We start from the raw sequence: 25,409 nt of genomic DNA, 5'->3' as shown, positions 1-25,409 counted from the left end.
GTCCCATGGCGCTCCCCTCATCGCGCTGGCGCAACGCGGCGTGGCAGGGGTCGCTCACGGCCGCCGGCTGGGGATTCGTCGGCGCGGGCGCCGTCGTGCTGCTTGCCGCGCAGCTCTTGGGGCGCCGGGATCTCCTTCACCTCTCCGTCTTCTTCCTCTTGGTCCCCGCGGCCGCGTGGATCGCGAACCGCCTCTTCCGCCCGGGCCTCATGGTCGACCGCGGGAGCGACCCTCCCGTCGTCCAAGCGGGGCACGACGCCGAGGTGCGCCTCGCGGTGCGGCACGCGGGCGTCCTCGTCGGCCGGCTGACGATGGCCGAGCACCTCCCGGCGTCGCTCGGCGCAGGCCCCGACTTCGCGTACCCGGGGCGCTACGTGAGCGACGACGGCGCGAGCCGCTACCGATACCAGCTCTCGTGCCCGCGCCGCGGCCTGTACGTGCTCGGCCCGGTCGAGGCACGATCGACCGACGTCTTCGGACTCGCCGAACAGCGCACCCGGATCGACGCCGGGACCCGGCTCACCGTCACGCCCGCCCCGGTTCCGCTCGCGGCCTCGGTCCTCTCGGGGCTGCGCGGCATCGAGGGGAGCATCGCGACGCGCATGCAGGCGAACCCGTCCGAGGACGACGTCATGACGCGCGAATACCGCCACGGCGACCCCATGCGTCGCGTGCACTGGGCCGCGACCGCGCGGCACGGCCAGCTCATGGTGCGGCAGGAGGAATCTGCGACGTCGCCCGAGGCCACGATCATCCTCGACCTGCGCCGCGAAGCCTTCCCGATCGCGACCGGGCGGCCAGCTCCCCCCGGCGAATGGGCACCGGGGCCGCCCGAATTCGAATGGGCCGTGACGGCCGCGATGTCGGTCGCGGCCCACCTCGCCGACCTCGACTACACGCTCCGCCTCCTCGACGCAGACGGAAGCCTCGCGCTCTCGCACTCGCCGTCGTCGCCCGAACCGGACTCGCCCGACTACACGGGGCGCACAGGCCTCGCGGTCGTCGCCGCGGGACTCGCGGCGATCCTCCCCCGCTCGAACGAAGCGCAGGCCCATTCGCCGGCGTTCCATGCGCCCGGGCACAGCACGCGAAACGGCGAGGGCTTCGGGGACCTCCTCCTCGACCGCATCGAGGCGCATCGGCTGCGCGGACCGCTCGTGGCGATCCTCGGCCGCACGAGTGCGCAGGACGCGCGGGTTCTCGCGCCCGCCGCGGAGTCGACGGAACGCGCCCTCGCGCTCGTCGTCTCCGACCGGCCCGGGGCGTCCCGCGCCGCCGTCCAGACCCTGCGCTCGGCCGGCTGGCTCGCGGTCGAGGCAACCGCGCGCACGCGTGTCGATGCCGCATGGCTCGCGCTCACGGAGGAGGGAACACCGTGGTGACCGCGCCGCCGCGCCCCGCCCCCGCGCGTCCGGTGCCGCCCCGGCGGGGTCCGCGCTGGAATCCCCGCGGGCTCGCGTGGAAGCCCGCGGCCGTGGGGATGTTCCTCGCCGTCTCGATCGTCGGCGCGTCCGTCTCGTACGACGGCGTGCTGCGCGGCTGGGCGTGGCTCTACCCCATCGTGGTCGTCGTGTTCGCCACGGCGGCCGCAATCGCCGTCGGGCGGCTCGCGCGCCTTCCCGTCGTCGTGCCCTCGGCCGTCGGCCTCGTCGTCTGGGCCTTCTCGCTCACGTTCATGTTCCTGCGGGACACGGCCTTGCTCGGCGTCATCCCGACCGCGCACACGCTCGAGGCCGCGCGCGAGGCGCTCGACGAGGCGTGGAACACCGTTGCGTACGAGGCCGTGCCGGCCGGGCCGAACGTCGGGGTCGTCGCCCTGCTCGCGGGCGCCCTCGGGCTCACGGCCATCGTCGGCGAAGCCATCGCCGTCCCGTGCCGGCTGCCCGCCATCGCGGGCGTCGCACCGCTCTCCGTGCTGGCCGTCCCCGCCCTCCTCAAGCCGTCCGGGCCAGGGGCGTGGGGCTTCGCGGCCGCCGCGGCAGCCTACCTCGCGGCCCTCGCCGTCGCGCGGGCGGACGGGGCCTCGGACCGCACGTCCCGCGAGCGCCGCGCCGGGTCCCCGGAACCCGGCCTGGCGCCTGCGCCGTTCCGCGCGCGACGGGCCGGGTCCGCGGTCTCGCCCACCGGCGTCGTCGCGATCGTGGCCGCGATTGTCGCGGGCTCGCTCGTGCTGCCAGTGCTCATTCCCGGCTTTGAGCGGGGCGCCTTCCCCGAGGGCTCGCGGCTCAAGTACTTCGGCCAGAACGTGGGGCTCAACCCGTTCATCAGCCTCGGAAGCGACTTGAGGAGCGCGCAGGGCGTCGGCATCATCCGCTACGCCACCGACTCGACGAAACCGGTCTACCTCCAGACAGTGACGGTCGACTCGTTCGACGGAACCACGTGGGGTCCCGACAACCGGGACGACACCCGGCAGGGCAACCTCACGGCGATCACGCCCGGGACCGCCCAGACGGCTCCCCTCGTCACGACGACTACGGTCATATCGACCGGAAGCTTCACGAGCCCGTACCTGCCTACGCCGTATGCCCCGGCGTCGATCACGGGCGTGCGCGGCCACTTCGGCTGGGATCCGCTCAACCTGAGCCTCAAGGGCGAGCCGGGCGCGAGCCTGGACCAGGACTACGTCGTCCGATCCGTCATGCCGGACGTCACGCCCGATGTGCTCGACAAGGCGCGCTCCTCGGCGCGCGGCATCGGGCGCGAGAACGGGATCGTGCCGAGCGCCATACCCTCCTTGGTGCGGACGACGGCGGAGACGGTCACGAAGGGTGCCGCGTCCCAGTACGCGAAGGCCATCGCCCTCCAGACATACCTCCGCACGTTCACGTACTCCGAGCAGGCCCCTGTCAACGAGGGCTACGACGGAACGGGCATGGACGTCCTCGAGAAATTCCTCGAGAAGAAGTCCGGGTACTGCATCCACTTCTCGGCCGCGATGGCCGTCATGGCCCGTCTGGTCGGGATCCCGAGCAGGATCGCCGTCGGCTTCGCCCCAGGGCACCCGACGGGCGGATCGGTCGCCGTTTCGGGCGTCGGGGTGCTCCCCGAGTTCGAGGTCGACGCGCGCGACGCGCACGCGTGGCCCGAGCTGTATTTCGAGGGCCTCGGGTGGATTCCCTTCGAGCCCACGCCGTCGCGCGGGGTTCTGCCCGCGTACGCCCAGACGGACTCGCCCTCGGGCGGAAGCACGAACCTCGACAACCTCAACGACGGTCTCCGGCCGAGCGTCGGGCCGACTCCAGCGAGCAGCCCGAGCGCCGCACCGGCTCCCCAAGTGGCCGCGCCCGGCGAGGCCCCCTGGGAACCCGCTGCCGCTCTCGCGGCGGGCGTCCTGGCTCTCGCGGCGCTTCTGGTCCTCCCCGCCGCGGTGCGTGCGGCGCAGCGGCGGCGGCGCCTCGCCCAGGGCGTCGACGGAGCGTGGGAGGAACTTGAGGCGATCGGCCTGGACCATGGGATTCCCCCTAGCCCGTCAGACACTCCGCGGGCCTACGCCGGCCGGCTCGCGGCGTGGGAGGCTGACGACGGCGGCACGGTCCACGAGGCGCTCGCGACCCTCACGCGCGAATACGAGCGCCACGAGTACGGGCGCCCCGGCTATCGCGCCGACGAGGACGCCGCGCGCGCCGCGATCTCGACTCTTTCGCGGGCGAGCCGGGCCGCGAGCTCGCCCGCGGCCCGTGCGCGCATCGCGGCGCTCCCGCCGTCGGCCTTCGCGCGCCCACGGAACGCACTCGGGCGCGCCTCGCAGCGTGCGAGGCGCGCCCTCCGAGAACTCGCAGCGAGGGGCGGACGCCTGTGGCGGGGCCTCAGGAACCGACCGCACCGCTAGCCGTCCAAGGGTCACCACCCGTGGGTGCCCGACCATCCAAGGGTCACCACCCGTGGGTGCGACCCGCGTAAGGTGACCCCTGAACGGTGGCGCACCCGCGTTATGTGACCCCTGAACGGTGGCGCGCGGGCGGATTCCTAGCCCGCGTACGGGTCCGCGATGCCGATGTACTGCGTCGTCGTGTACTCCGCGATGCCTTCGGAGCCGCCCTCCCGGCCGAGGCCGGACTGCTTGACGCCACCGAACGGGGCAGCGGCGTTCGAGATGACCCCGGCGTTGAAGCCGACCATGCCGTACTCGATCTGCTCGGCGACCCGGAACATCCGTGCGTAGTCGCGGGTGAACAGGTACGAGGCAAGGCCGTATTCGGTCGCGTTCGCGAGCCGGATCGCGTCCTCCTCGGTCGCGAACGTCGTGATCGGGGCGACAGGGCCGAAGATCTCGTTCTTCAGGATCTCGGCGTCGTTCGGGACGTCCGCGAGGACAGTCGGGGCGTAGAAGTAGCCGTCGCCCTCGATCGGGGCGCCGCCCGTCGCCACGCGGGCGCCGGACTCGACGGCCTCGGTCACGAGCGCGTGGACGTCCTTGCGGGCGCCGCCGTCGATGAGCGGGCCGACCTTCGAGTCAGACTCGGTGCCGCGGCCCGTCTTGAGCGCAGCCATGGCGGCCGCGAACTTCGCGGTGAACTCCTCCGCGACCGATTCCTGCACGAGGAAACGGTTCGCGGCCGTGCACGCCTCGCCCATGTTCCGCATCTTGGCGGCCATGGCGCCCTCGACGGCCTTGTCCAGGTCCGCGTCCTCGAAGACGATGAAGGGCGCGTTGCCGCCCAGCTCCATCGACGTCCGCAGGACGTTCTGGGCCGCGTCCGCGATGAGGCGGCGGCCCACCGGAGTCGAGCCCGTGAACGAAACCTTCCGGAGACGCGAGTCCTTCATGATCGGGCCCGAGATGCTCGACGCGGACGACGACGAGACGACGTTGAGGACGCCGGCCGGGAGGCCCGCTTCCTGCATGACGGAGGCGAAGAGCTGGGTCGTGAGCGGCGTGAACTTCGCGGGCTTGACGACCATGGTGCAGCCCGCTGCGACGGCGGGGCCGATCTTGCGCGTCGCCATGGCCAGCGGGAAGTTCCACGGCGTGATGAGCAGGCAGGGGCCGACCGGCTTGCGGTGGACGAGGATCTTGTTCTTGCCCTCGGGCGTCGTGACGTAGCGGCCGTAATCGCGCACCGCTTCCTCCGAGAACCAGCGGAGGAACTCGGCACCGTACGTGACCTCGCCGCGGGACTCGGCGAGGGGCTTGCCCATCTCGAGGGTCATGAGCAGGGCGAAGTCGTCGGCGCGCTCGGTCACGAGCTCGAACGCACGGCGCAGGATCTCGGCGCGCTCGCGCGGGGCCGAACGGGCCCAGGCTGCCTGAGCGCCGTCGGCGGCATCCAGCGCGGCGAGGGCATCCTCGCTCGTTGCATCGGCGATCTCGAGGAGGGTCTTCCCGGTCGCGGGATCCTCGACGGCGAAAGTCTTGCCGCCGGCGGCGCCGCGCCACTCGCCGTTGATGAGAAGGCCGGTAGGCACGCGGGCGAGCAGTTCCGCTTCGCGCTCGGGGGTGACAGACGTGACGTCAGACATGTCGGCTCCTTTCGCCGTGCGGGACTCAGCATCGAGTCCCTGGGTTCCCCTCCACGCTAGGCCGGGCGCAGGCCGAGTGTCTACGCACGCCTGCACCACAGAACTACTAGTTCGCTGTACGGCTGCACAACCTGGTCCCGCGAGATTTCGGGGATTCCGCGTGAAAGCCTCCGCGCATCGCCGCATGGCCGCGGCCGACGGCGCGTTCCCGGCCGCCGCCGCCAGCACGACCGTCCCTAGTGCGCATGACCGTCCCTCTTGTCGCGGCGCAAGGGACGGTTATGCGCATGAGGGACGGTCACCGCGCCGCCCCGACGACGAGGTCAGCGGGCGGCCACGACGGCCGCGTAGAGCTCGCGCTTGCTCGCCCCGGCATCGCCTGCGACGGCGGCGACGGCGTCCTTGAGCCGCACCCCGCCGGACACGAGCCGATTCACGGCCTGCACAAGATCCTCGGTGCGGGCGGGGGCGGCCTCGCCCGCACCTTCGACGACGACCGCGATCTCGCCGCGCACTTCGCCGTCCGCGGCCCACGCGGCAAGCTCGGCGGCCGTGCCTCGCAGCACCTCTTCGTAGGTCTTGGTGAGCTCCCGGCACACCGCGACGCGCCGATCCGCGCCGAGCCCCTCGGCGAGCGCGGCGAGCATCGCCGGGAGCCGATGCGGCGCCTCGAAGAACACCATCGTCCGCCGCTCCCCCGCGAGCTCGGCGAAGCGCGCGGCCCGCTCACCCGCTTTGCGAGGGAGAAAGCCCTCGAAGCAGAATCTGTCCGTCGGCAGCCCCGAGAGCGCGAGGGCCGTGAGCACGGCCGACGGCCCGGGCACGGCAGTCACCGTGAGGCCCTCCGCGACGGCCGCCTCGACGAGGCGATATCCGGGGTCCGAGACACTCGGCATCCCCGCGTCGGTCACCAGCAGCACAGTGCCCCCCGCGCGAACGTCGCCAAGGAGCTCGGCCGTCTTCGACGCCTCGTTGTGCTCGTGATAGCTCACAACCCGGCCTACCGGCTGCACGCCCAGGCCCTGGACGAGGCGGTGAAGGCGGCGCGTGTCCTCGGCGGCGATGACATCGGCCTCGCCGAGGAGCTCGACGAGCCGCCGGCTCGCGTCGCCGAGGTTGCCGATCGGAGTCGCCGCCAGCACAACGCGTCCGGGTCCGGCCTCTGTTTCACGCACCAGCCCAGCCTACGCCGGTAGCATGGGCCGAGATGAGCGCCGCCACGGACACCCGCGAACCGCAGCTCGGGTGGAATGCCCGCAAACGGTGGATCACCGCCCCCATGCCCGCCCCGGAGACCGTGCGCGAACTGCGCGAGCGCCTCCTCGGGCCCCTCGACCGCTGGCGCGACTGGCCCCGCCTCGAACGGACCCTCTACTGGGCCGTTCCGCTTGCGACCGCCATCATCGCCGGGATCCTCCGGTTCACCGACTTGGCCCGCCCGCACTCCCTCATCTTCGACGAGACGTATTACGTCAAGGACGCCTACTCGTACCTCCAGTCCGGCTACGAGCGGAACTGGGGCGACAACGCAAACGAGAAGTTCCTCGTCGGCGATTTCAGCGCCCTCCAATCGACGCCCGAGTACGTCGTTCACCCGCCCGTCGGCAAGTGGATGATCGCGTTCGGCATGTGGCTATTCGGCCCGTCGAGCTCGTTCGGCTGGCGCTTCTCGGCAGCCCTCATTGGAACCCTCTCTGTGGCCCTCACGGCGTGGGCGGCCTACAAGCTCTTCCGCTCGGCGGTCCTCGCCGGCACGGCGGGTCTTCTGCTCGCCGTCGACGGCCACCACATCACGATGTCCCGCATCGGGATCCTGGACATCTTCCTCTCCTTCTGGCTCCTCGCCGCCTTCTGCGCGCTGCTCAAGGACCGCGACGACGGACGACGGCGGCTCGCGGCGCGGCTCGGAGCGCTCGCGAGGGTGGGCGGGCGGGATCCAGGGCACGCGCGGCTTCCCGCGACGGCGCTCGCCGCGGGGCCGTGGCTCGGCGTGCGCTGGTGGCGGATCGCCGCGGGCGTGTGCCTCGGGCTCGCCGTCGGCGTGAAGTGGTCGGCCCTCGCCTTCGTCGCGGCCTTTGGGCTCCTGACCGTGCTGTGGGACGCCTCCGCGCGCCGCAGGGCGGGAATCCGCGCGTGGCTGCCGGCCGCCGTCGTCCGCGACGCACCCCTCGCGGCGGTGAGCATCGTCGTCGTCGGCGGACTCGTCTACCTCTCGACGTGGACGGGCTGGTTCCTCTCCTCGGACGGATACTTCCGGCATTGGGCGGACACGCACCCGGATCCGCTGTGGTCGTGGGTGCCCGGCTCGCTGCGTTCCCTCGCGCACTACCACCTCGAGGCGTACGCGTTCCACACCGGCCTGAGCGCATCGCACCCCTACGCATCGAGCCCGTGGAGCTGGCTCGTGCAGGGGCGGCCGACGTCGTTCTACTACGTCGAGCCGAGCGACGGCTGCACGGTGGGCCACTGCAGCTCGGCCATCCTCTCCGTCGGGAACCCGCTCATCTGGTGGGCCGCGACGGCGGCCCTGGCCGTCGCCGTGCTCGTCTGGGCCGGGCGGCGGGACTGGCGCGTCGGCGCCGCGCTGTGCGGAGTCGCGGCAGGCTACCTCCCGTGGTTCATGTACCCCGAGCGGACGATGTTCGCGTTCTACGAGGTCTCGTTCGAGCCGTTCCTGATCCTTGTGCTCGCGTATGTGATCGGACACGTGCTCGGCCGCCCGTCGGACCCGCTGTGGCGCAGGCAAGCGGGAGTCCTCGGGGTCGGGATCTACCTCGTGCTCGTCCTCGTCGTCTCGGCGTACTTCATGCCGATCTGGACGGCCCAGACGATCCCTTACGTCGAGTGGCGCCTCCACATGTGGATGCCGAGCTGGGTGTGAGAACCTACTCCTGAATCGGGGCGCCGTCGCCGTCCGCCGAGCGCCTCTTCATGGGCCACGCGAAGATGATCATGAGCGAGCTCGCGACGAGCACGAGCACCCCGATCGCGATCGCCGAATCCATCCAGAACTGCGACGGGAAGAGCCGGATCAGGGTGTCGGAGAGCTGGAAGCTCCAGTTCCCCTGCGAGAAGAAGATCCGGTGGAAGTCGGTGAAGAACTGCTGCCAGCCGAGGAACGCGAGCACGGCGAGACCGACGACGACGACGAACGTCACGATCGCCCCCGCGAAGAGTCCGCGTCCGAACGCGCCCCGGCGCTTCCGCAGGACCAGATACGCGACGACGAAGAACGCAAGCAGCACGATCCCGGCGCCGTACGCCGAGAGGATGACGAGCTTGACGTCGGCCATGTGGCTGACCTCGGACTCCGTGAAGAGGGAGCTTCCCGACGGCAGAACGAGATCGCCGAGGTAGCGGCGGCCCGCGAAGTTCGAGAGATAGTCGACGGCGTAGGAGCCGTACGTGAGCCGATCGTCGGCAGAGAAGCCGTAGCCGTCCCCCGGGAAGCCGGGGCGGAAGTACTCGAGCCAGAGGAACGCGGGCGTCGCGATGACCCGCACCGCCGCGATGAGCAGGAGGAACGGGAGGAAGATCGCCATGAGCACCTGGAAGACGCGCGGCGCGACCGGGCGGGCGCTCGCTGCCGCATCGCGCTGGGCGGCACGGCGTGCCACCTGGTCCTCGGGGGGACGGACCTGGAGGGCAGTCGTGGGCGACGGCTCCAGATGCGCGGTCGCGGGCGTCTCGGCGGCCGTGGCCTCGGCCGCTCGCCGCCCCTTGCCGGCAGAATCGGCAGAGACACCCTCCCCAGCGGGAGCGGCGTCACCCTCGGCAGAGGGGGCAGTGCGTGAGGGCTCCGCCAGATGAGAGGCCTGAGCCGACGTCGAGGCTGCTGCGGTCCTCATCCATTCGAAGGCGGGATCCTCGGTGTCCTGGGACTCGTCCAGGTTCACCTCCGGCCGCAGCTCATGCCTGTCTTCAGTCACGTCCATCATCCACTCACGCTTCTGTGGGGCCCGCACGCCGCGAGCCCGGTTGGGGGTCTGTCCTGTGTCCCACGGTAGCCGCTTGCGCCCGCCCACAGCGGGCAGGAAGCAGTCCTGTAGCCGAAGCGTTATCGGTATCACGGGCCAAGTGGGCCCAGACTCAGCGTCTCGTCAGCGCACGCCCAGCGTCAGCCGTTGGCGTACTCAGCTGTTCGCGTATTGGGCCCACGGGATGTTCCAGTCCCCGAAGCCGTCGTCGAAGTTGGCGAAGTCGCCCTGCGTGTTGATGATCTGGACGACGTCGCCCGAGGTCATGTTGTTGAAGACCCACGCGGCTCCGTCCGGCCCGAGTCCGATGCAGCCATGCGAGACGTTGATCTGGCCGAGATATGGGATGGCGGTGTCCGTTGCCTGATGGATGAACTCGCCGCTCGGCGTGAGGCGCGTCGCGTATTCGACGTCGAGCTCGCCATAGTTGGCCGGGTCGCCCGGCTTGAGGCCGATCGACGCCGCGACGAAGTGCGCCTTGCGCTGCTTCTCCATGAGCACGAGGTAGCCGCGGGCCGAGGGGAAACGCGTGTCCCCGAGGGTCGCGGGCCACGTGCGGACGGGCTGATCGTTGATGTACGCCGTGAACGTGTGCGCCTGCGCGTCGGCCACGGCGGTGCGCTTGTCGCCGATGTGCACGGTGTTGGTCTTCGAGAAGTTGCCGATCTGGCCGTTCCCGAGATCCACGCCGAAGAGGTCCAGCTTGACCGTGATCGTGCTGTTCGCCGACCAGAAGTTCTCGGGCCGGTAGCGCACCATCGTGTCGCTGTACCAGTGGAACGCGCCGGTCTGGCCCGAGGTCGACGTGATCGTGATGGCCTTCTCGACGGCCTTCTTGTTCTTCACCGGCTCGCTGAACGTGAGCTGGATCGGCTGGGCGACGCCCACACTCATGCCGTCGAGCGGGTACATCGCGGCGTCGGCCTCGTTAGCCGTCGAGACGGTCGCGAACGTCGACGTCGCGGTCGAGGTTCGGCCAGCCGAATCGAGCGTCGTGTAGCTGAGCGTGTAGCTCGTGTTGAACGCGAGCTGGCCGCTCGACGTCCACACGGTCCGCGCCGCGTTGAGGGTTCCCTCGACGTCCTGCCCTGCTGACGAGTGGAGGCTCGCATTGTCGAGCGTTCCGTTCGTCACGGTCACCGTCACGGGCGTTCCGGGGTTGACCTCTTTCGCGCCCGCCGCAGGCACAGCGGCCGCCGTGGCCGGGTTGACCACGGGGAAGGCCGTGCCGGACTGGTTCCGCACCGCCGTCGTCGCCTCTGAGCCGATCGGCGCGGCCTGAAGCGGGCCGACGGCCGCAAGCGTCCCGCCGATTCCCGCGACCGCGAGCACGGCCACGAGCGCGACGATCTTGCCAACGCGCCGACGCTGTCGAGTCCCGTGCTCCGGCACGTCCCCCCTCTTATGCATGCCTTCTATGCTAAATCAGTAACGGTAGTGGTCCGCCTTATACGGCCCGGCCACGTCGAGGTCGAGATAGTCGGCCTGGTCCTTGGTGAGCTCGGTGAGCTCGACACCGAGCGCCTCGAGATGCAGCCGGGCCACCTTCTCGTCGAGGATCTTCGGGAGGACGTAGACCTTCTTTTCGTACCCAGCCTCCCGATCGTCGCGCTTCGTCCACAGCTCGATCTGGGCAATCGTCTGGTTCGCGAACGAGTTGCTCATGACGAACGAGGGGTGGCCGGTCGCGTTGCCGAGGTTGAGGAGGCGGCCCTCCGAGAGCACGATGATCGAGCGCTCGCCGCGGCCACCCTGCCCGTCGTGACCCGGTTGGGCCGGGAAGACCCACTCGTGCACCTGCGGCTTGATCTCGACCTTGCGGACCCCGGGAACCTTCGCGAGCCCGGCCATGTCGATCTCATTGTCGAAGTGGCCCACGTTGCCGACGATCGCCTTGTCCTTCATCGCGGCCATGTGCTCGGCCCGGATGATGTCCTTGCCGCCCGTTGTCGTGATAAAGATGTCGCCCTCGTGCACGACGCTCTCGAGGCGCGCCACCTGGTAGCCGTCCATCGCAGCCTGGAGCGCGCAGATCGGGTCGACCTCCGTCACGATGACGCGCGCGCCCTGCCCGCGGAGTGCCTCGGCGGCGCCCTTTCCGACGTCGCCATACCCGCAGACGACGGCGACCTTGCCGCCGATGAGCACGTCGGTCGCCCGGTTGATGCCGTCGGGGAGCGAGTGGCGGATGCCGTACTTGTTGTCGAACTTGCTCTTCGTGACGGAGTCGTTCACGTTGATCGCCGGGAACAGGAGCTTGCCCTGCTCGGCGAGCTGATAGAGACGGTGGACGCCCGTCGTCGTCTCCTCGGACACGCCCTGGATGCGGCCCGCGATGCGCGTCCACTTGTGCGGGTCCTCGGCCTGGCCCGCGCGCAGGACGTCGAGGATGATCCGGTACTCCTCGGGATCCTCGTCGGTGGGCTGCGGGACGGCGCCGGCGGCCTCGAAGTCCACGCCCTTGTGGACGAGGAGCGTCGCGTCGCCGCCGTCGTCGAGGATCATGTTGGGGCCGAGCTCGGGGTTCTCCGCGGCACCCGGCCACGTGAGGATCTGCTCGGCGGTCCACCAGTACTCCTCAAGGGACTCGCCCTTCCACGCGAAGACTGGTACGCCGAGGGGCGCCTCGGGCGTCCCCGAACCCACGACGACGGCCGCCGCGGCCTCGTCCTGAGTCGAGAAGATGTTGCACGAGGCCCAGCGCACCTCGGCGCCGAGCGCGACGAGTGTCTCGATGAGGACGGCGGTCTGCACCGTCATGTGGAGCGACCCCGCGATGCGGGCCCCCTTGAGCGGCTGGGACTCGCCGAACTCCTCGCGAAGTGCCATGAGGCCGGGCATCTCGTGCTCGGCGAGGCGGATCTGGTGGCGGCCGGCCTCGTGAAGCGAGATGTCGGCGACGCGGTAATCAAAGGTCACTTAGGACTCCTGGTTGAGGGCCGGCGGGAGGAGCACGGGGATGCCGTCCTCGATCGGATAGCGCGGGACGACCCCGTTGGGCCCAGCGGCGCTTGCGACGAGTTCCTCCCCTTCCTGCACGAGGGCGGTACCGGTGACGGGGCACCGGAGCACGGCGAGGATCTCGGGGCTGAGCAGCGGCGAGCTGAAGGACGGCATGGGTCCCAGATTACCGCCCACACAGCATCGAGAGATCAGGGCTGGTCCGGCAGCACGCGGAGGTGGCGGCCTGACGCGATGTCGACCCCGGCCGGGGGCGCAAGCAGCGGCTGCGTCTCGCGCGGGGCGCGCTGAGCGGCCTCGGCGGGAGCGCCGTCGTCGTTGCCCTCGCCGCGGACCGCCTCGGCAAGGGCCAGGAGGTCGTCAGTGCTGGGCTGGCGGGCCGGAAGCGCGAGCCGCAGGACTTCCCAGCCGCGCGGGACGGTGAGCTTGTCCGCGTGCTTCGCGCACAGGTCATAGGTGTGCGGCTCGGGGTAGGTCGCGAGCGGGCCGAGCACTGCGGTCGAATCCGCGTAGACGTAGGTCAGCGTGGCCACCGCAGACTCGCGGCAGGCTGATCGGGAACACAGGCGGACTTCACGCACAGCCAGTACCCTACTCCGCGGCGCGCACGCGCACGGGCAACGACTCGGCGTCCGTGTCGGGGACTCGGTTAGCGTGCGGCCGAGGCCCGGACTACAGTCGATATATGCAGGATCGTTCCACCCCGGGCCCAGCCTTCGGAAATCCAGACTCCGGGTCTTCTGGGTTCGGCGCGACCGGTTCCGACGCAGGGCTGAGCATCCGCTTGGTTCCCCCCGCGGGCGAGCCGGGCGCCGGACGTCGTCGCGGCTTCCGCGAGCGGCACCGCAATCGGCACGGACGCGGGCTGCGCGGCGAGATCATGCCTTCGATCCTTCCTGGGAGCCGCACGCGCGGCGAGCGATTCGAGGACTGGGTCCTCGACTCCGCGGACCGGCTTCAGGAGATCCGCGGCAGCGAGCTCGACGACGTCGAATACGTCGTCGAAGAGATCCCCCCGGGCCTCGAGAAGCTGCTTCGCGAAGGCGGGCGCCCGCCCCAGGGCAGCTTCGCCCGCGCGGCGAAGGGCCGCCCCGCCCGCGTCACCATCTACCGGCGCGTCGTCGAAACCGAGGCCCCCACGGCGGCCGAGGCGCAGGACCTCGTGCACGACGTCGTCGTCGAGTACACGGCGGCGCTGCTCAACGTCGAGCCCGAGACGCTCGATCCGTACTACCGCGGCTACCGCTGACGGGGGCGCTCCCCCCGGCTGAACACTCCCCCGGCTGAGCAGCCAGTGGCTCAGTAGCCGAGCGTCACGGGGATCGACTGGCGGCCGCCGGCCGCCGGAAGGATCGACGCGACCGAGATGCCGTTGCCGTCGCCCTCGAGCAGGACCGAGCCGTAGGCCGGATCCCCCGATGCCGAGATCGAGTAGGCCACGGGCTTCGCGCCGTCGACGGCATCGGGGACGCCCAGCGTCGCCGTCGTGCCGCCCGCGAGGTCGAGAGTAACCGATGAATGGAGCTTGCCGTCGGCCGTGACGGGCACCGCGGTGACCTTGGCCCGCCCGTCGGGTGCGGAGAACACGAGCGTGCGCGACCCGGTGTCGCCCACCGGCACGACGTGGCCGTCGCCGAGGCGCGGCTGCGCACCGGAGATCGCGAAGTCAAGCGGATCCTTCTCGCTCGTGCCCTTGACCATCCGGACGCTCGCCGTGAACGAGACGTCGGAGGACGCCGCGACCGAGTATTTGCCCGCCGGCACCCCCGCGAGCGGGATCTCCGTGACGGTCCCGGCCTTCGCCGTGAAGACCGCCCCCGAGGGCAGCGTCACGGGGCCGTTCGGGCCGAAGACCCGTACTTGCACGACGGCATCCGTCGCGCCCGGGACCGTGATCTGGAGGGCAGCCGTCGCGTCGTCGAAGCCGTTGTGGGACGCGAGATCGCGGGCCGCGGCGGGGTCCTGGAGCTCGATGCCCGTCGCGACCTGGCGATTCGAGGGCCCGCCCACGGGAGTCAGGAAGTCGACGCCTCCCGGCGTGAGCCCGCGCAGCGTGCTCTGCTGGATAACGGCGGCCACGGGGCCGCCCGAGCTGCGCACGCGAACCGACACATTCCGCTGGCCGGGAACAAAGCCGCCGAGGACGAAGGACTTCGTGCTCCCGGGCGGGATCTGGATGCCGCGGCTTCCCGGGGGCGCCTGGCCGATGGGCTGGTCGCCGAAGAAGTCCAGATTCACGGTCGACGGCGTGGTCGTCGGGTTCGTGAGGTAAAGAACGGACGTGCGGCCCACGAGCGTGCTGGCCCCGCCGAGCCAGAGTTCGTTCGCGGGCGCGGCGCAGGACGCCGCGGCGAGGCCGCGGAGGTCGCCGTCGGTCGCGCTGTAGCGCATAAGGGCCGCCGCCGATGACGGGCGCCCCTCGAGCGCCGAGGCCGTGAACAAGGCGGGACCGGTCGAGGCGCGGGCCGCGACGGCCGCGGGCGGAGCCGAAGGCGGTGCGGCGGAGGCGTCCCTGCCGTCCGAGACCTTCTGCTGAACCGTGCCGTTGACGCCGAGGATCGCGCTCGAGGGCATCGCGCCGGACGGCTCCCCGATCACGGCCGCGGTCAGCAGGCTCGACGCGGACTTGCTCGCGGGGCTGAACTGCGGGTCCCCCTGAACGGGCGTCCCCCGGAGCAGCTCGGCGGGCCCGGGGCACACCCCGATCGTCTGGCCGACGGGAACGTCGACGGCGGGCGCGGTCCCCGGCGCGAGCCCAGACGACTGCGGCACGGCGCCGCCCGCGACGGCGAGGCCGGTGCCTGCGGCGAGGACGACGACGCCGGCTGCCGCGCCGAGTGCGCGGCGCACGAACCGCCTCGTCGAGGTCGGTTTAGACGCGCGCGTCATCGGTGCTCCTTGCGTTCTCGGAGTAGCCGGTCCCATCACCGGGATCCGCGGGCTCGTGCGACGTCGATGGGCCCGTGGGCCCGTCGGGTTCGGGGATCTGGCCTGCCGCTGCCCCCTCGGCCGCCCGGCGGCGCTCGCCTTCAGGCTTCTTGGGGGCCTTCGCGCGGCGCCTATCCGCGGATCCCCGCCCGCGGCCCGGGCGCCTCCCCACGTCGCCGCGCACGCGGGTCGGCACGGTCGTGAGCAGGGCGATGACGACGATGAGGGCGGCGAGGATTCCAAGCGGCACCGCAGCGGGCTGCTCGTAGCGCACCTCGAGCTTGCCGCCCGAGGCTGGGAGCGTGAACGCCTGCGACCAGCCTTGCGCCGTCGCTGTGAGTTGCCGGCCGTCCACCCACGCCGACCAATGCGGATCGCTGCGCTCGGCGAGCACGAGGAGCCGCCCGTCCGGTCCGGCGGGAACGCTCGCGTCCACGCTTTGGGCCCCCGAGGCGACGTAGCCGAGCACGGCGCCCTTCGCGTCGACGATGCTCGCACGGTGGGCGATCTCGAGCTGGTTCGCCGCCTCCCGGCTGCGCGGCGTCACGCGCCACAGCCAGCCGACGTCGGTCTGGCCGACGGCGACGAGGCCTGGGACGGCGTCCATCTGGCCGGCCGTCACGGCATCCCCGCTGTCCCGCTGCTGGAGCACGACGAAACCGACTCCGAGGGCGTCGAGGTCAGCCCGCGGATCCACGCCCGACGAGCTTGAGACAATCGCGACGACCCGGCGCACGGTCGCGTCCGCGGGGTCGTCCGCCGCGATCCGCTCCGCACCGAAGTCTCCCGTGACGCGGCTCGACGCGGCCACGGCGGAAAGCGCGTCGAGGGTCGTTCCCGAGCCACGCATGAGCGCCGCGGTGAACCCACCCTGCGGGGTGCTCCGCAGCACGAGCGTCTTGGTCTGCTGGACGCCGAGGCCGAGGTCGCTCGCCGTCGCCGGGAGCGTCCGCGTGCGGCTCGGGGCCACGGACAGCGGGCTCCCGACGCTTCCCGCGGGCACGGCGCCGGGCGCGAGGCCTGCCGCGGCCCAGCGGGCCAGATTCGCGGCGGGGCCGGCGATCAAGAGGACGAGCGCGAGGCCGATCACGGCACCGCCGACGGCTGCGTACGACGCGCTGGGGCGCGTCGGGCCGACGTGGGCGTGGGCCTCGCGCCGTTCGAGCACGGCGTCCATGCCGAGCACGGCAGCCGCAAGAAGACCCAGCACGCCCACACTGACGGCGGGTCCCGCGAACGGCGCGACGAGGCTGTCGCCGGAAACGGAGGTCGGGACGTGCCCGAGGGCCCACGCGACGGCGAGCGCAACGACCGAGAGGAGTCCCGCGACGCGCGCCGACGCGCCCCGCCGTCCCGAGAGGCCGACGATCGCGGCTGCCGCCGCGAGGACAAGCGGAGCCCCCAGCGCAAGCGCGAAGACGAGGGCCCACGGCAGGCCCGCAGGCAGCCACGCGAATCCGCGGATCCCCGAGGCCGCGTCGAACGCGGATGCCTGCCCGAGCGCGAGCTGCCACGGGGCGGCGGGCACGTAGCCGAGCGGCACGCCGGGGTCGGCGAGCCACGCGCGCGGATTGTCTGGCGCCGAGACCCACAGCGGAAGGAAGAGGGCGACCGAGGGGAGGAGAGTGAACCACAGCGAGCGCGCGCGCCCACGCAGCCCAAGGCTCGCCACGAGGACGACGACGGCCGCGAGCGCCAAGAGGCTCGGCGAGCCCGCCGTGGCCCCCGCGAGCGCAAGCCCGCCCGCGGCGGCGGCCGTCCACGACGGTACGCCGCCCGAGCCGGGGAACGGGGTGTGGGACGGGCCCGAGGTCCCGCGGATGCGGGCCCCGCCGACGGCGCGCACCATGCCGAGGGCGGCCCACGGCACGAGGACATGGGCGACGACGGCGCCGAGCCGGCCCTGCGCGACGGCCTCCTGGAGGGAGGGCGCGGCAGCCCACGCGAGCGCGGCCACGATCCGCGGCCAGCGATGGGCCGTGAGGGCAGACGTGAAGGCCCATGCGCCGAGCGCCGCGAGCGCCGGGGCGAGGATGAGAGTCCACGCGACGGGGTGGTTCGCGTCGCCGAGGCCGAGGAGTCCGAGGAGCCACAGGACGAGGCTGAACGGACCGGCGTGGCCTGGCTGGCCGGAGCCGAGCGCGACCCACCACGAGGTGGCGTGCTGCCAGACCGTTCCGAGCCCGCTCGCGACGGGCAGGAGGGCGCCGCCCGCGACGGCCTCTGCTCCGAGCAGCGGAAGGAGCGCGAGGATTGAGCTCGCAAGGGCGAGCCCCGTCACGACGACCGCCCCGGTTCCCGCCCAGCCCTTGGCCGAGACCGCGAGGGACGCGAAGTCGTAGTCGGAATCTCCCGTCGGCTCCGAGCGGTCGTCGTCGCTCCCCGTACCGTCGCCGATGATGCGCTCAGGGTCCGCGTAGTCGGCCTCGAGGTGGGCCCGGCGGTACGACCAGATGTCCTCGCGCGAGGCCCGGACGCCCTTCACGGTCCCGCGGGAGACGGCACGAGTCTTCGCGGCCGTGCGACGGCCGCGGGCGAGCGCGCCGATCCCCGCGAGCGCGGCGAGGGAGCCGCCGAGCCGGGCCGCCCCGTCCGCTGGCTCCTTCGTGATGAGGCCCGACACGAGAGTCCACAGCCCGCCGAGCACGGCCGCGACGACCTGGAACGGGAGGGACCAGGGAGCAGCGTGCTTGAGCCGCGAGTAGACCTCGGCGCGCCGCAGCGCAAAGGGGCTCGCGGCGTGGTCCTCGCGGTCGGCGGCGGAGCGCATGCGCGCGGACGGCACGACGACGACGCGGTGCCCCGCAAGGCGTGCGCGCCAGCAGAAGTCGACGTCGTCGCCAGTCAGGGGCAGCGCGGGGTCGAAGCCGCGAAGCGCATCCCACACGTCGCGCCGCACGAGCATGCCGGCCGCGCTGACGGCGAACATGTCGCTCCGGTCGTCGTATTGGCCTTGGTCCTGCTCGTCGTCGTCGATGAGGGACAGCCTCTCGGCCCAGCGGCTCGCGTAGAGGCCTACCTCGAGGAGGCGCCGCGGATCGTCCCACGCGACGTGCTTGCAGCCCGCGACGGCAACGGCCGGGGCGCGCTCCACCGCGAGGAGCAGCTCGGCGAGGGCCTCGGGCTCGGGGGCCGCGTCATCGCGGAGGAGCCACAGCCACTCGTTGCGCGGTTCGGATCCGCCGGTGCGGGGAACGGCAGCAACAGCCGCCGCGACAGCGGCGCCGAAGGGTTCGCCCGCCGCGACGACGGCCCCATCGCCCATCGCAGTGCGCAGGATCTGCCCCGAGCCGTCGCGCGAGCGGGCGTCGGCGCCGACGATGACGTCGGGCCGCCGGCGCTGCGCGCCCACCGCGGCGAGAGTCCGCGGAAGGTAGGCGGCGCCGTCGTGAGCGACAACGACTGCGGTGACGTGCACGCTGTCCAGAATCAAACCGCCCGCTTGCGCAGCCGTCGGCGCTCACGCTCCGAGAGGCCGCCCCAGATCCCAAAGCGCTCGTCGTTCTCGAGCGCGTACTCGAGGCATTCGGAGCGAACCGTGCATGAGCTGCACACCTTCTTCGCGTCCCGCGTCGAGCCGCCCTTCTCGGGGAAGAAGGCCTCGGGATCGGTCTGTGCGCACAGGGCATCCGCCTGCCACGCAAGCTCGCCCTCGACTGGCGTCGACGGGCTCAGAAGGGTGACCCACACGGGCTCGGCCGGGCGTGCGGCCGGCTTGCGGTCGAGGAGGGAGACGACCTCGGCTTCGATCTCGTCGTCGTCCTCATCGTCCGCCGCCTCGTCGTCGGCCGCCTCGTCGTCGGCCGCCGCATGCTCGGCCAGGAAGGCCGTCGCCGCGTCCTCGAGCGCGGCCGCGGACATTTCGCGGTAGCGCTCCTCGGCTTCGGGATCGGCAGGATCCACGTACCAATCGGCGGGGATACCCCGCGACTGATGGGCGCTCATTGCCTGATCGGCCGCCGCTGCGTCATTCTGGAAACGCTCCGTCTGTCCCACGGTGCTCCTCCTCGGTGGTGGTCTGCGCCGGCCTGCCAGTCGGGCCCCTACTGCCGGGAAGGGCTTCCCGGCACGGCCCCCAATCGCCGTCGCAGTTGCTGTCCAGTTCTAATTACACCCGTGTAACTACACGCGGGTCAAGTGCGGGCGGGGAATTGTATCCACCCGAATTCGCGAGCACGGCGCACGCCACGCCCGGGCGCGCGGGACGCCGTGCACGCCGGGCCACGGCCGGGCCAGAATGGATCCATGGAATCGACGGCCCCCGCCACTGTCTCCGCACTGCTCCACCGCCTGCGCAGCGGCAACTCGTCCGCGCCGCGGCTCACGTGGTACGGCCCCGGCGGGGAACGCGTCGAGCTCTCGGGGCGCGTCCTCGACAACTGGGCCGCGAAGACCTCGAACCTCCTCGTCGAAGAGCTCGACGCAGAGCTCGGCACCACGTTCCGAATCGAGGTGCCGGCACACTGGAAGAGCGCTGTGATCGCCCTCGCGGCGTGGCAGACAGGCGGCGTCCTCGTCGACGGGGACGCCGACATCGTCTTCTCGGCCGTTTCCTCGGTGGGGCCGGGTGCGGATCCTTCGGCCGAGACCGCGGCCGCGCGCGTCGCCGTCGCCCTCGGCGCCCTCGAACTCTCGTTTCCGGGAGAGCTCGCGCCCGGCGATCTCGACTATGCAGCGCTCGTGCGCCAATTCGCCGATTCGTTCGACCCGTTCGATCTCCCGTCAGCGGACGACGGCGCGGCTCGCCTCGACGACGTGCATTTCACCCAGGCGGAGCTGCTCGGGCGATTCGCGACGCCTTTCCAGCCGGGAGCGCGGGTGCTTGTCGACGCCTCGCGCCCATTGCGGGAGGTCCTCGCGTCCCTGCTCGGCGCCTGGGCCGCGGACGGCTCGGCCGTCCTCCGGCACCCTGACGTGCCCGACACGCCCCGCCTGCGCGAGACGGAGCGGATCACGGCAGGCTGAGGCGGCTAGCCCTCGAATCGGTCGCCGCGGCCTGCGCCGGGCTTGATGGCCCCGACCGACGCCGTGGGGTGGGGCTCGAAGATCTCGTGGTCGTGGTCATAGCCGGGCTCGGCGTCGAGCTCCTCGTTGAAGACCCAGAAGCGATATGCGAAGAAGCGGAAGATCGTCCCGAGGATGAGCCCCACGATGCTGCCCGCGACGAAGATCGAGACCTTGTCCGTCATGAGGAGGATGTACTTCGTGAACGCGACGCAGCCCGCTGCGATGAGCAGGCCCACGCCGTTCATCGCGGCGAACAGGACGGCCTCGCGGACCACATTGGCCTGCTTCCGGTGCCGGAACGTCCAGTAGCGGTTCGCGACCCACGAGAAGATGCTCGCCACGACGGTCGCGATCGACTTGGCCCAGACTTCGCTGCTGTGGAGGGGGCCGTTGAGGAGCCCCACGAAGACGGCTGAGTCGACGATGAAGGCAACGCCGCCGACGAGCCCGAACTTCGCCACCTCCCGCCAGAAGAGCGAGACAAGGCCGCGCAAGCGATCCGAAATGGCGTTGATCATGTTCCTCCGGGACTGGTTTCTACGGAAGCGGCTGCGCGAGGTTCCGCGGCCTCCTGGCGTCCTCCTCCTGATGTCCGCAAGGCGCCTGGCGGGCCATGGCAAGGCCCGTCAGGCGAGGACGCCCAAGCCACCATTCTATCCTCGCCCCGCATCGGCTACGATGCCGGGGCCCGGATTCACAGGTGGCGCGGCCCGGTTCGGTAGGCTTGGCGGGTGAGTTTCCCTGTGATCGGCGTCGTCGGAGGCGGCCAGTTGGCCCGCATGATGGCCCCTCCCGCAACTGCCCTGGGGCTCGAGCTCCGCATCCTCGCCGAGGCCGAGGACGTCTCTGCCGTGCCAGCCGTCCCCGAGGCTCCCGTCGGCGACTTCCGCAGCCTCGACGATCTGCGCGAGTTCGCGCGGGGCGTCGACGTCCTGACCTTCGACCACGAGCACGTGCCCACCGAACACCTCCTCGCCCTCATGGCGGAGGGAGTCAACGTCCAGCCGGGGCCGGCCGCCCTCGTCCACGCGCAGGACAAGCTTCGGATGCGCTCCGCCCTCGACCGCCTCGGCCTCCCCAACCCGCGCTGGGCCGCCGTCCACCACGTCGAAGACCTCGTCGCGTTCGGCGACGAGATCGGCTGGCCCATCGTCCTCAAGACCCCGCGTGGCGGCTACGACGGCAAGGGCGTTCGCGTCCTCGGCTCCTCCGCGGACGCGGCGGCCTCAATCGACTGGTTCGGCACCATGACCCCGCTGCTCGCCGAAGAAATGGTCACGTTCACGCGCGAACTCTCGGTGCTGATCGCCCGGACCCCGAGCGGCGCGTCCCGCGCCTGGCCGGTCGTGCACACGATCCAGGTGGACGGCGTGTGCGACGAGGTCATCGCCCCCGCACCCGGTCTCGACCCCGCGGTCGCCGAGGCCGCGCAGGCCGCGGCGCTTGCCATCGCGACCGACCTCGGGGTCACGGGCGTCATGGCCGCCGAGCTCTTCGAGACGCCGGGCCGCGGGCCTGGCTTTCTCGTCAACGAACTCGCCATGCGCCCGCACAACACGGGCCACTGGACCCAGGACGGCTGCGTCACGAGCCAGTTCGAGCAGCACCTCCGCGCCGTCCTCGACCTCCCGCTCGGCGGCACGAGCGTGCTGGGCGACTGGGCCGTCATGAAGAACATCCTCGGCGGCGAGAACGCCGATCTCTACGGCGCCTACCCCGCGGCGCTCGCGGCCGACGACGCGGCGAAGGTCCACACCTACGGCAAGACGGTCCGCCCGGGGAGGAAGATCGGGCACGTGAACCTCGTGGGCGGCCCGGGCTCGGACCCCGCGGCCCTCCGCGCCCGGACTTCCCGCGTCGCTGCCGTCATCCGCGACGGCGCAGACGCCCAGGCCAACTCCAACACCGCGAAGGAGATCGCATGAGCACCGCCCCCGAAGGACGGCCGACCCCGTCCGGCCCCTTGGTCGGGCTCGTGATGGGCTCCGATTCGGATTGGAACGTCATGGAGGCCGCCGCCGAGGCGCTCGCCGAATTCGGCGTCCCGTTCGAGGCCGACGTCGTCTCGGCGCACCGCATGCCGCACGAGATGATCGCCTACGGGGCGTCCGCCCGCGAGCGCGGGATCCGAGTCATCATCGCCGGCGCGGGCGGCGCAGCGCATCTGCCGGGCATGCTCGCCTCGGTCACGACCCTTCCCGTGATCGGCGTGCCCGTTCCCCTCAAGACCCTCGACGGCATGGACTCGCTCCTCTCGATCGTCCAGATGCCCGCGGGTGTGCCCGTCGCGACGGTCTCGATCGGCGGCGCGCGGAACGCGGGCCTCCTCGCGGTCCGTCTTCTGGCCTCGGGCACCGACGAGCTCGCCGAGCGACTCGCGGGCGATCTCTCGCGCTTCGCGGACGAGCTCAACGCGGCCGCGTCGCGCAAGGGCGCATCCCTGCGGCAGAAGGTGTCCGAGGTCTTCGGCGCCGAGGCAGGAGCCCCGGAGCAGCCCGCCTGAGGGCCCTGAACCACCCCGATGTGACAATGGACGCGTCCGCCTCGACACGAATCGGAGCACGAGCATGCACCTCCTCCTGAACTCGCTGCGCCCCTACGCGTGGGGCTCCTCGACCGCGATCGCGGAGCTCTTGGGCCGCACTCCCTCGGGTGGGCCGGAAGCCGAGCTCTGGATCGGTGCGCACCCGGATTCGCCGTCGCGCGTCCTCGCGGCACCCGACGACGGCGGGCCGGGCCTCGACGACGTGATCGCGCAAGACCCCGAGGGCCTGCTCGGCGCGGCGAGTGTGGCCGCGTTCGGTCCCCGGCTGCCGTTCCTGCTCAAGGTTCTGGCCGCGGATCGTCCCCTCTCGCTTCAGGTGCATCCAACCCTCCAACAGGCCCAGGCGGGGTTCGCGGCCGAGGAGGCGGCCGGCGTCGACCGCGCGGCCGCGCACCGCAACTACAAGGACGACAACCACAAGCCCGAGATGATCTTCGCGCTCAGCCCCTTCGAGGCACTGTGCGGTTTCCGGGCACCCGCCGAGGCGGCGGCGCGCTTCGAGGCGCTCACGGCGCTGCTCGCAGGGCACGAGGCGGCAGAGGTGACCGAGCAGGTCGCCGAGATCCTCCGCGGCCCTGACGCGGGCGAGGCGCTCCGGACGGCTTTCGCGCGCCTCATCGCGGGCGGCGAGCAGGTCCGCGACGCCGTGCGGGCCGCGGCGGCGGCCGTCGCCCGCGCGGTCGAGGCGGAGGAGACTGACGACGCCGGACTCCGCACCGTTGTGGACCTCGCGCGCGAATACCCGGACGACCCCGGGGTCCTCATCTCGCTCCTGCTCAACCGCGTCTCGCTGGCCCCGGGCGAGGCCCTCGCGCTCGGGGCGGGCAATGTGCACGCGTATCTCTCAGGCCTCGGGATCGAGGTCATGGCGTCTTCGGACAACGTGCTGCGCGGCGGCCTGACGCCCAAGCATGTCGACGTCGCCGAACTGCTCGAGACCGTGGCGTTCGAGGCGCTCCCGGTCCCGCTGCTCGCGTCCGCCGAATCGGAGCTCGGCCAGGAGCTCTACCGGCCGCCGTTCGCCGAGTTCCAGCTCCAGCGCATCCACATCCCCGCGGGCGCAGGAGCAGGTGCAGCCGAGGTCCGGCCCGAGCCCGTGCCCGTCGCGCAGGCGGGGGCCGCCGTCGTGCTCGTCCTCGACGGCTCGCTCACGCTCGACACCCCGAAGGGCGACCTCGTCCTGACCCGCGGCGACGCGGCGTTCGTCCCGGATGCGGAGGCGCCCGCCCTCGCTCATGCGGGCGACGGCGGGGTGCTCGCGTTCGCTGTCACGACGGGGCTGGGGGCCGGGATCGGCTGACGCCGAGATCGGGCCCCCTGACGCCGAGATCGGGTCACCTGACGCCGAGATCGGGTCCGACGTGGCACCTACCGGCGCGCGGCCTGACGCGCGCGGCCCACGGCACTCCTCGCGCCGACGAGGGCAGTTTTCGCCGCTGCGCGCCCCTTCTGGAGCACGCGACGCGCGATGGGCATTCCGGTCGAGTAGGCGGGATACAGCGGGGAGAGCGGAAGCTCCCACGTCCCGGTGAGCAGATTCTCGTGTGGCGCGAACTGCTTCTTGAAGTCCGAGATGCCGTCGTTGAGCAGTCCGTTGAGGTCGTAGCGCGTGCACCCGTCGGCCTTCATCGCGGCGAACGCGGCCCACTTGACGCCGTAGTTCGCACGGGCCTTCTGCCCCGCGGCGTTCACTCCGCCGTAGAGCTCGAACGCCGTCCCGGCGCTCTTGGCGATCCACACGAACGCGACGACCTGATCGCCGTCGAACGCCGCGACGATGGGCGAGTCCTGGCCGAGGAACCGCCAGATGTCGCGGTAGTACCGGTCCTCGTGGATCCCGAACCCCGCACGCTTGGCCGTCTCTGCGTAGATCGTGAGGACCTGCTCGAGCTCCGCCCCGGTCGCGACCTTCCGGAACTCGAGACCACCCTTGAGGTTCTTGCGGACGTTGGCGCGCGTGGTGCGGGACATCGCGGCCATGAGCTCGTCATCGTTCTGAGTCAGGTCGAGGATCAGCGTGCGCCGGATGAGGATCGTGCTCTCGGTGCGCGCAAAGCCCGCGGCGGCGAGACCCCGCTCCCCCGCCGATTCCGCGCCCTCGGAGCCCGCGTCCCAATCGGGTTCGGCGACGAGCGCGACGGAACCGCGCGTCGTCCGCACGTGGCGGGCGACGGCGTCGAGCACCGCCCGCGCGTCCTCCGGCGCGCAAGCGGGGCCGCGCGATAGGTACGCGAGGGATTTGAGGGGCCATGGAAGGGCCCGATAGAGAACCTGCGCCCCACCGACGACCTCCGCGCCGTCGCCCACGATGAGCCGCTCGACCTTCCAATGGTGTGCGGCCTTGACCTCTCCCCAACCCCACAGCTGGAGCGGATGGCCGTCCCTCGAATTGACGAGGGCGTCCCACTCGGAACGATCGGTGCACGCGCGAACGGTCAGCTCGCGGCCAGGCAGCTGGCTCTCGGCGGTCATGGTCCTCCTGGGGCGGGTATGGCTTCGCTGTGGCCGCAGGCAAGTCTAGTCGTGTT

General features: G+C 71.6%; 20 protein-coding genes. 8 read left to right on the top strand and 12 right to left on the bottom strand.

Annotation, left to right across the window (positions count from 1 at the left end):
• Positions 1-5 precede the first annotated feature (5 nt).
• Positions 6-1,382: a DUF58 domain-containing protein gene (locus RBS12_RS15420; RefSeq protein ID WP_307967015.1), complete on the top strand. Its 1,377-nt coding sequence runs from the start codon at positions 6-8 to the stop codon at positions 1,380-1,382.
• A complete protein-coding gene (locus RBS12_RS15415; protein ID WP_307967014.1) occupies positions 1,376-3,832 on the top strand; it encodes a DUF3488 and transglutaminase-like domain-containing protein in 2,457 nt (818 codons plus the stop codon). The genes RBS12_RS15420 and RBS12_RS15415 overlap by 7 nt, the downstream gene beginning before the upstream one ends.
• Positions 3,833-3,969: 137 nt before the next feature.
• On the opposite strand, the gene RBS12_RS15410 is transcribed toward RBS12_RS15415, so the two are convergent.
• Together RBS12_RS15410 and rsmI are read right to left on the bottom strand one after the other, a co-directional pair.
• Positions 3,970-5,463, bottom strand: coding sequence for an NAD-dependent succinate-semialdehyde dehydrogenase (locus RBS12_RS15410; protein ID WP_307967013.1), 1,494 nt, complete (start codon positions 5,461-5,463; stop codon positions 3,970-3,972).
• Between the two features lie 323 nt (positions 5,464-5,786).
• Complete coding sequence (rsmI, locus tag RBS12_RS15405) at positions 5,787-6,638, bottom strand: 16S rRNA (cytidine(1402)-2'-O)-methyltransferase (protein WP_307967012.1); 852 nt, start codon at positions 6,636-6,638, stop codon at positions 5,787-5,789.
• A gap of 32 nt (positions 6,639-6,670) precedes the next feature.
• Here rsmI and RBS12_RS15400 point away from each other — a divergent pair, with 32 nt between their 5' ends.
• The gene (locus RBS12_RS15400) at positions 6,671-8,344 is read left to right on the top strand and encodes a phospholipid carrier-dependent glycosyltransferase (RefSeq protein WP_307967011.1); all 1,674 of its coding nucleotides are present in this window, start codon (positions 6,671-6,673) and stop codon (positions 8,342-8,344) included.
• A 4-nt stretch (positions 8,345-8,348) separates the two neighbouring features.
• On the opposite strand, the gene RBS12_RS15395 is transcribed toward RBS12_RS15400, so the two are convergent.
• The 5 genes from RBS12_RS15395 to RBS12_RS15375 all read right to left on the bottom strand — a co-directional run bounded on the left by RBS12_RS15395 (position 8,349) and on the right by RBS12_RS15375 (position 12,982).
• Positions 8,349-9,398 (bottom strand): TIGR01906 family membrane protein, encoded by a 1,050-nt coding sequence (locus RBS12_RS15395; RefSeq protein ID WP_373886536.1) that lies wholly within the window; start codon positions 9,396-9,398, stop codon positions 8,349-8,351.
• A gap of 198 nt (positions 9,399-9,596) precedes the next feature.
• Positions 9,597-10,850 (bottom strand): Ig-like domain-containing protein, encoded by a 1,254-nt coding sequence (locus tag RBS12_RS15390; protein ID WP_307967009.1) that lies wholly within the window; start codon positions 10,848-10,850, stop codon positions 9,597-9,599.
• 15 nt (positions 10,851-10,865) lie between these two features.
• Positions 10,866-12,359 carry an adenosylhomocysteinase gene (gene ahcY, locus RBS12_RS15385; protein WP_307967008.1) on the bottom strand — a complete coding sequence of 498 codons (1,494 nt, stop codon included), beginning with the start codon at positions 12,357-12,359 and terminating at the stop codon, positions 10,866-10,868.
• Positions 12,360-12,557, bottom strand: coding sequence for a hypothetical protein (locus RBS12_RS15380; protein ID WP_307967007.1), 198 nt, complete (start codon positions 12,555-12,557; stop codon positions 12,360-12,362).
• A 35-nt stretch (positions 12,558-12,592) separates the two neighbouring features.
• Positions 12,593-12,982: a DUF3499 domain-containing protein gene (locus tag RBS12_RS15375; protein ID WP_307967006.1), complete on the bottom strand. Its 390-nt coding sequence runs from the start codon at positions 12,980-12,982 to the stop codon at positions 12,593-12,595.
• Between the two features lie 104 nt (positions 12,983-13,086).
• On the opposite strand from RBS12_RS15375, the gene RBS12_RS15370 reads away from it, so the two are divergent.
• Positions 13,087-13,650: a metallopeptidase family protein gene (locus RBS12_RS15370; RefSeq protein ID WP_307967005.1), complete on the top strand. Its 564-nt coding sequence runs from the start codon at positions 13,087-13,089 to the stop codon at positions 13,648-13,650.
• Positions 13,651-13,700: 50 nt separating this feature from the next.
• Here RBS12_RS15370 and RBS12_RS15365 read toward each other — a convergent pair whose 3' ends face one another.
• From RBS12_RS15365 to RBS12_RS15355, 3 genes are read right to left on the bottom strand one after another with little or no spacing between them, the layout of a single operon-like run.
• Positions 13,701-15,290, bottom strand: a complete 1,590-nt coding sequence (locus RBS12_RS15365) for a DUF5719 family protein (RefSeq protein WP_307967004.1) — start codon at positions 15,288-15,290, stop codon at positions 13,701-13,703.
• Positions 15,274-18,747, bottom strand: coding sequence for a glycosyltransferase family 2 protein (locus RBS12_RS15360; RefSeq protein WP_307967003.1), 3,474 nt, complete (start codon positions 18,745-18,747; stop codon positions 15,274-15,276). Before RBS12_RS15360 ends, RBS12_RS15365 begins: the two co-directional genes overlap by 17 nt.
• An 11-nt stretch (positions 18,748-18,758) precedes the next feature.
• The gene (locus RBS12_RS15355) at positions 18,759-19,325 is read right to left on the bottom strand and encodes a WhiB family transcriptional regulator (RefSeq protein ID WP_307967002.1); all 567 of its coding nucleotides are present in this window, start codon (positions 19,323-19,325) and stop codon (positions 18,759-18,761) included.
• Positions 19,326-19,574: 249 nt separating this feature from the next.
• Between RBS12_RS15355 and RBS12_RS15350 the strand changes: the two genes are divergently transcribed.
• The gene (locus RBS12_RS15350; RefSeq protein WP_307967001.1) at positions 19,575-20,294 is read left to right on the top strand and encodes a TIGR03089 family protein; all 720 of its coding nucleotides are present in this window, start codon (positions 19,575-19,577) and stop codon (positions 20,292-20,294) included.
• Positions 20,295-20,299: 5 nt separating this feature from the next.
• Here the strand turns inward: RBS12_RS15350 and RBS12_RS15345 are convergent, their stop codons facing one another.
• Positions 20,300-20,854, bottom strand: coding sequence for a GtrA family protein (locus RBS12_RS15345; RefSeq protein WP_307967000.1), 555 nt, complete (start codon positions 20,852-20,854; stop codon positions 20,300-20,302).
• A 213-nt stretch (positions 20,855-21,067) separates the two neighbouring features.
• Here RBS12_RS15345 and RBS12_RS15340 point away from each other — a divergent pair, with 213 nt between their 5' ends.
• The 3 genes from RBS12_RS15340 to manA all read left to right on the top strand — a co-directional run bounded on the left by RBS12_RS15340 (position 21,068) and on the right by manA (position 24,181).
• The gene (locus RBS12_RS15340; RefSeq protein WP_307966999.1) at positions 21,068-22,261 is read left to right on the top strand and encodes a 5-(carboxyamino)imidazole ribonucleotide synthase; all 1,194 of its coding nucleotides are present in this window, start codon (positions 21,068-21,070) and stop codon (positions 22,259-22,261) included.
• Positions 22,258-22,839 (top strand): 5-(carboxyamino)imidazole ribonucleotide mutase, encoded by a 582-nt coding sequence (purE, locus tag RBS12_RS15335; protein WP_307966998.1) that lies wholly within the window; start codon positions 22,258-22,260, stop codon positions 22,837-22,839. Before RBS12_RS15340 ends, purE begins: the two co-directional genes overlap by 4 nt.
• Positions 22,840-22,903: 64 nt before the next feature.
• Complete coding sequence (manA, locus tag RBS12_RS15330; protein ID WP_307966997.1) at positions 22,904-24,181, top strand: mannose-6-phosphate isomerase, class I; 1,278 nt, start codon at positions 22,904-22,906, stop codon at positions 24,179-24,181.
• Positions 24,182-24,249: 68 nt separating this feature from the next.
• Here the strand turns inward: manA and RBS12_RS15325 are convergent, their stop codons facing one another.
• Positions 24,250-25,353: a peptidoglycan bridge formation glycyltransferase FemA/FemB family protein gene (locus RBS12_RS15325; protein ID WP_307966996.1), complete on the bottom strand. Its 1,104-nt coding sequence runs from the start codon at positions 25,351-25,353 to the stop codon at positions 24,250-24,252.
• Between the last annotated feature and the right edge of the window lie 56 nt (positions 25,354-25,409).

It is taken from the genome of Sinomonas sp. ASV322, assembly GCF_030908245.1.
In the GTDB taxonomy this organism is placed as follows: Bacteria; Actinomycetota; Actinomycetes; order Actinomycetales; family Micrococcaceae; genus Sinomonas.
This window is presented reverse-complemented; position numbering and strand designations above follow the sequence as displayed.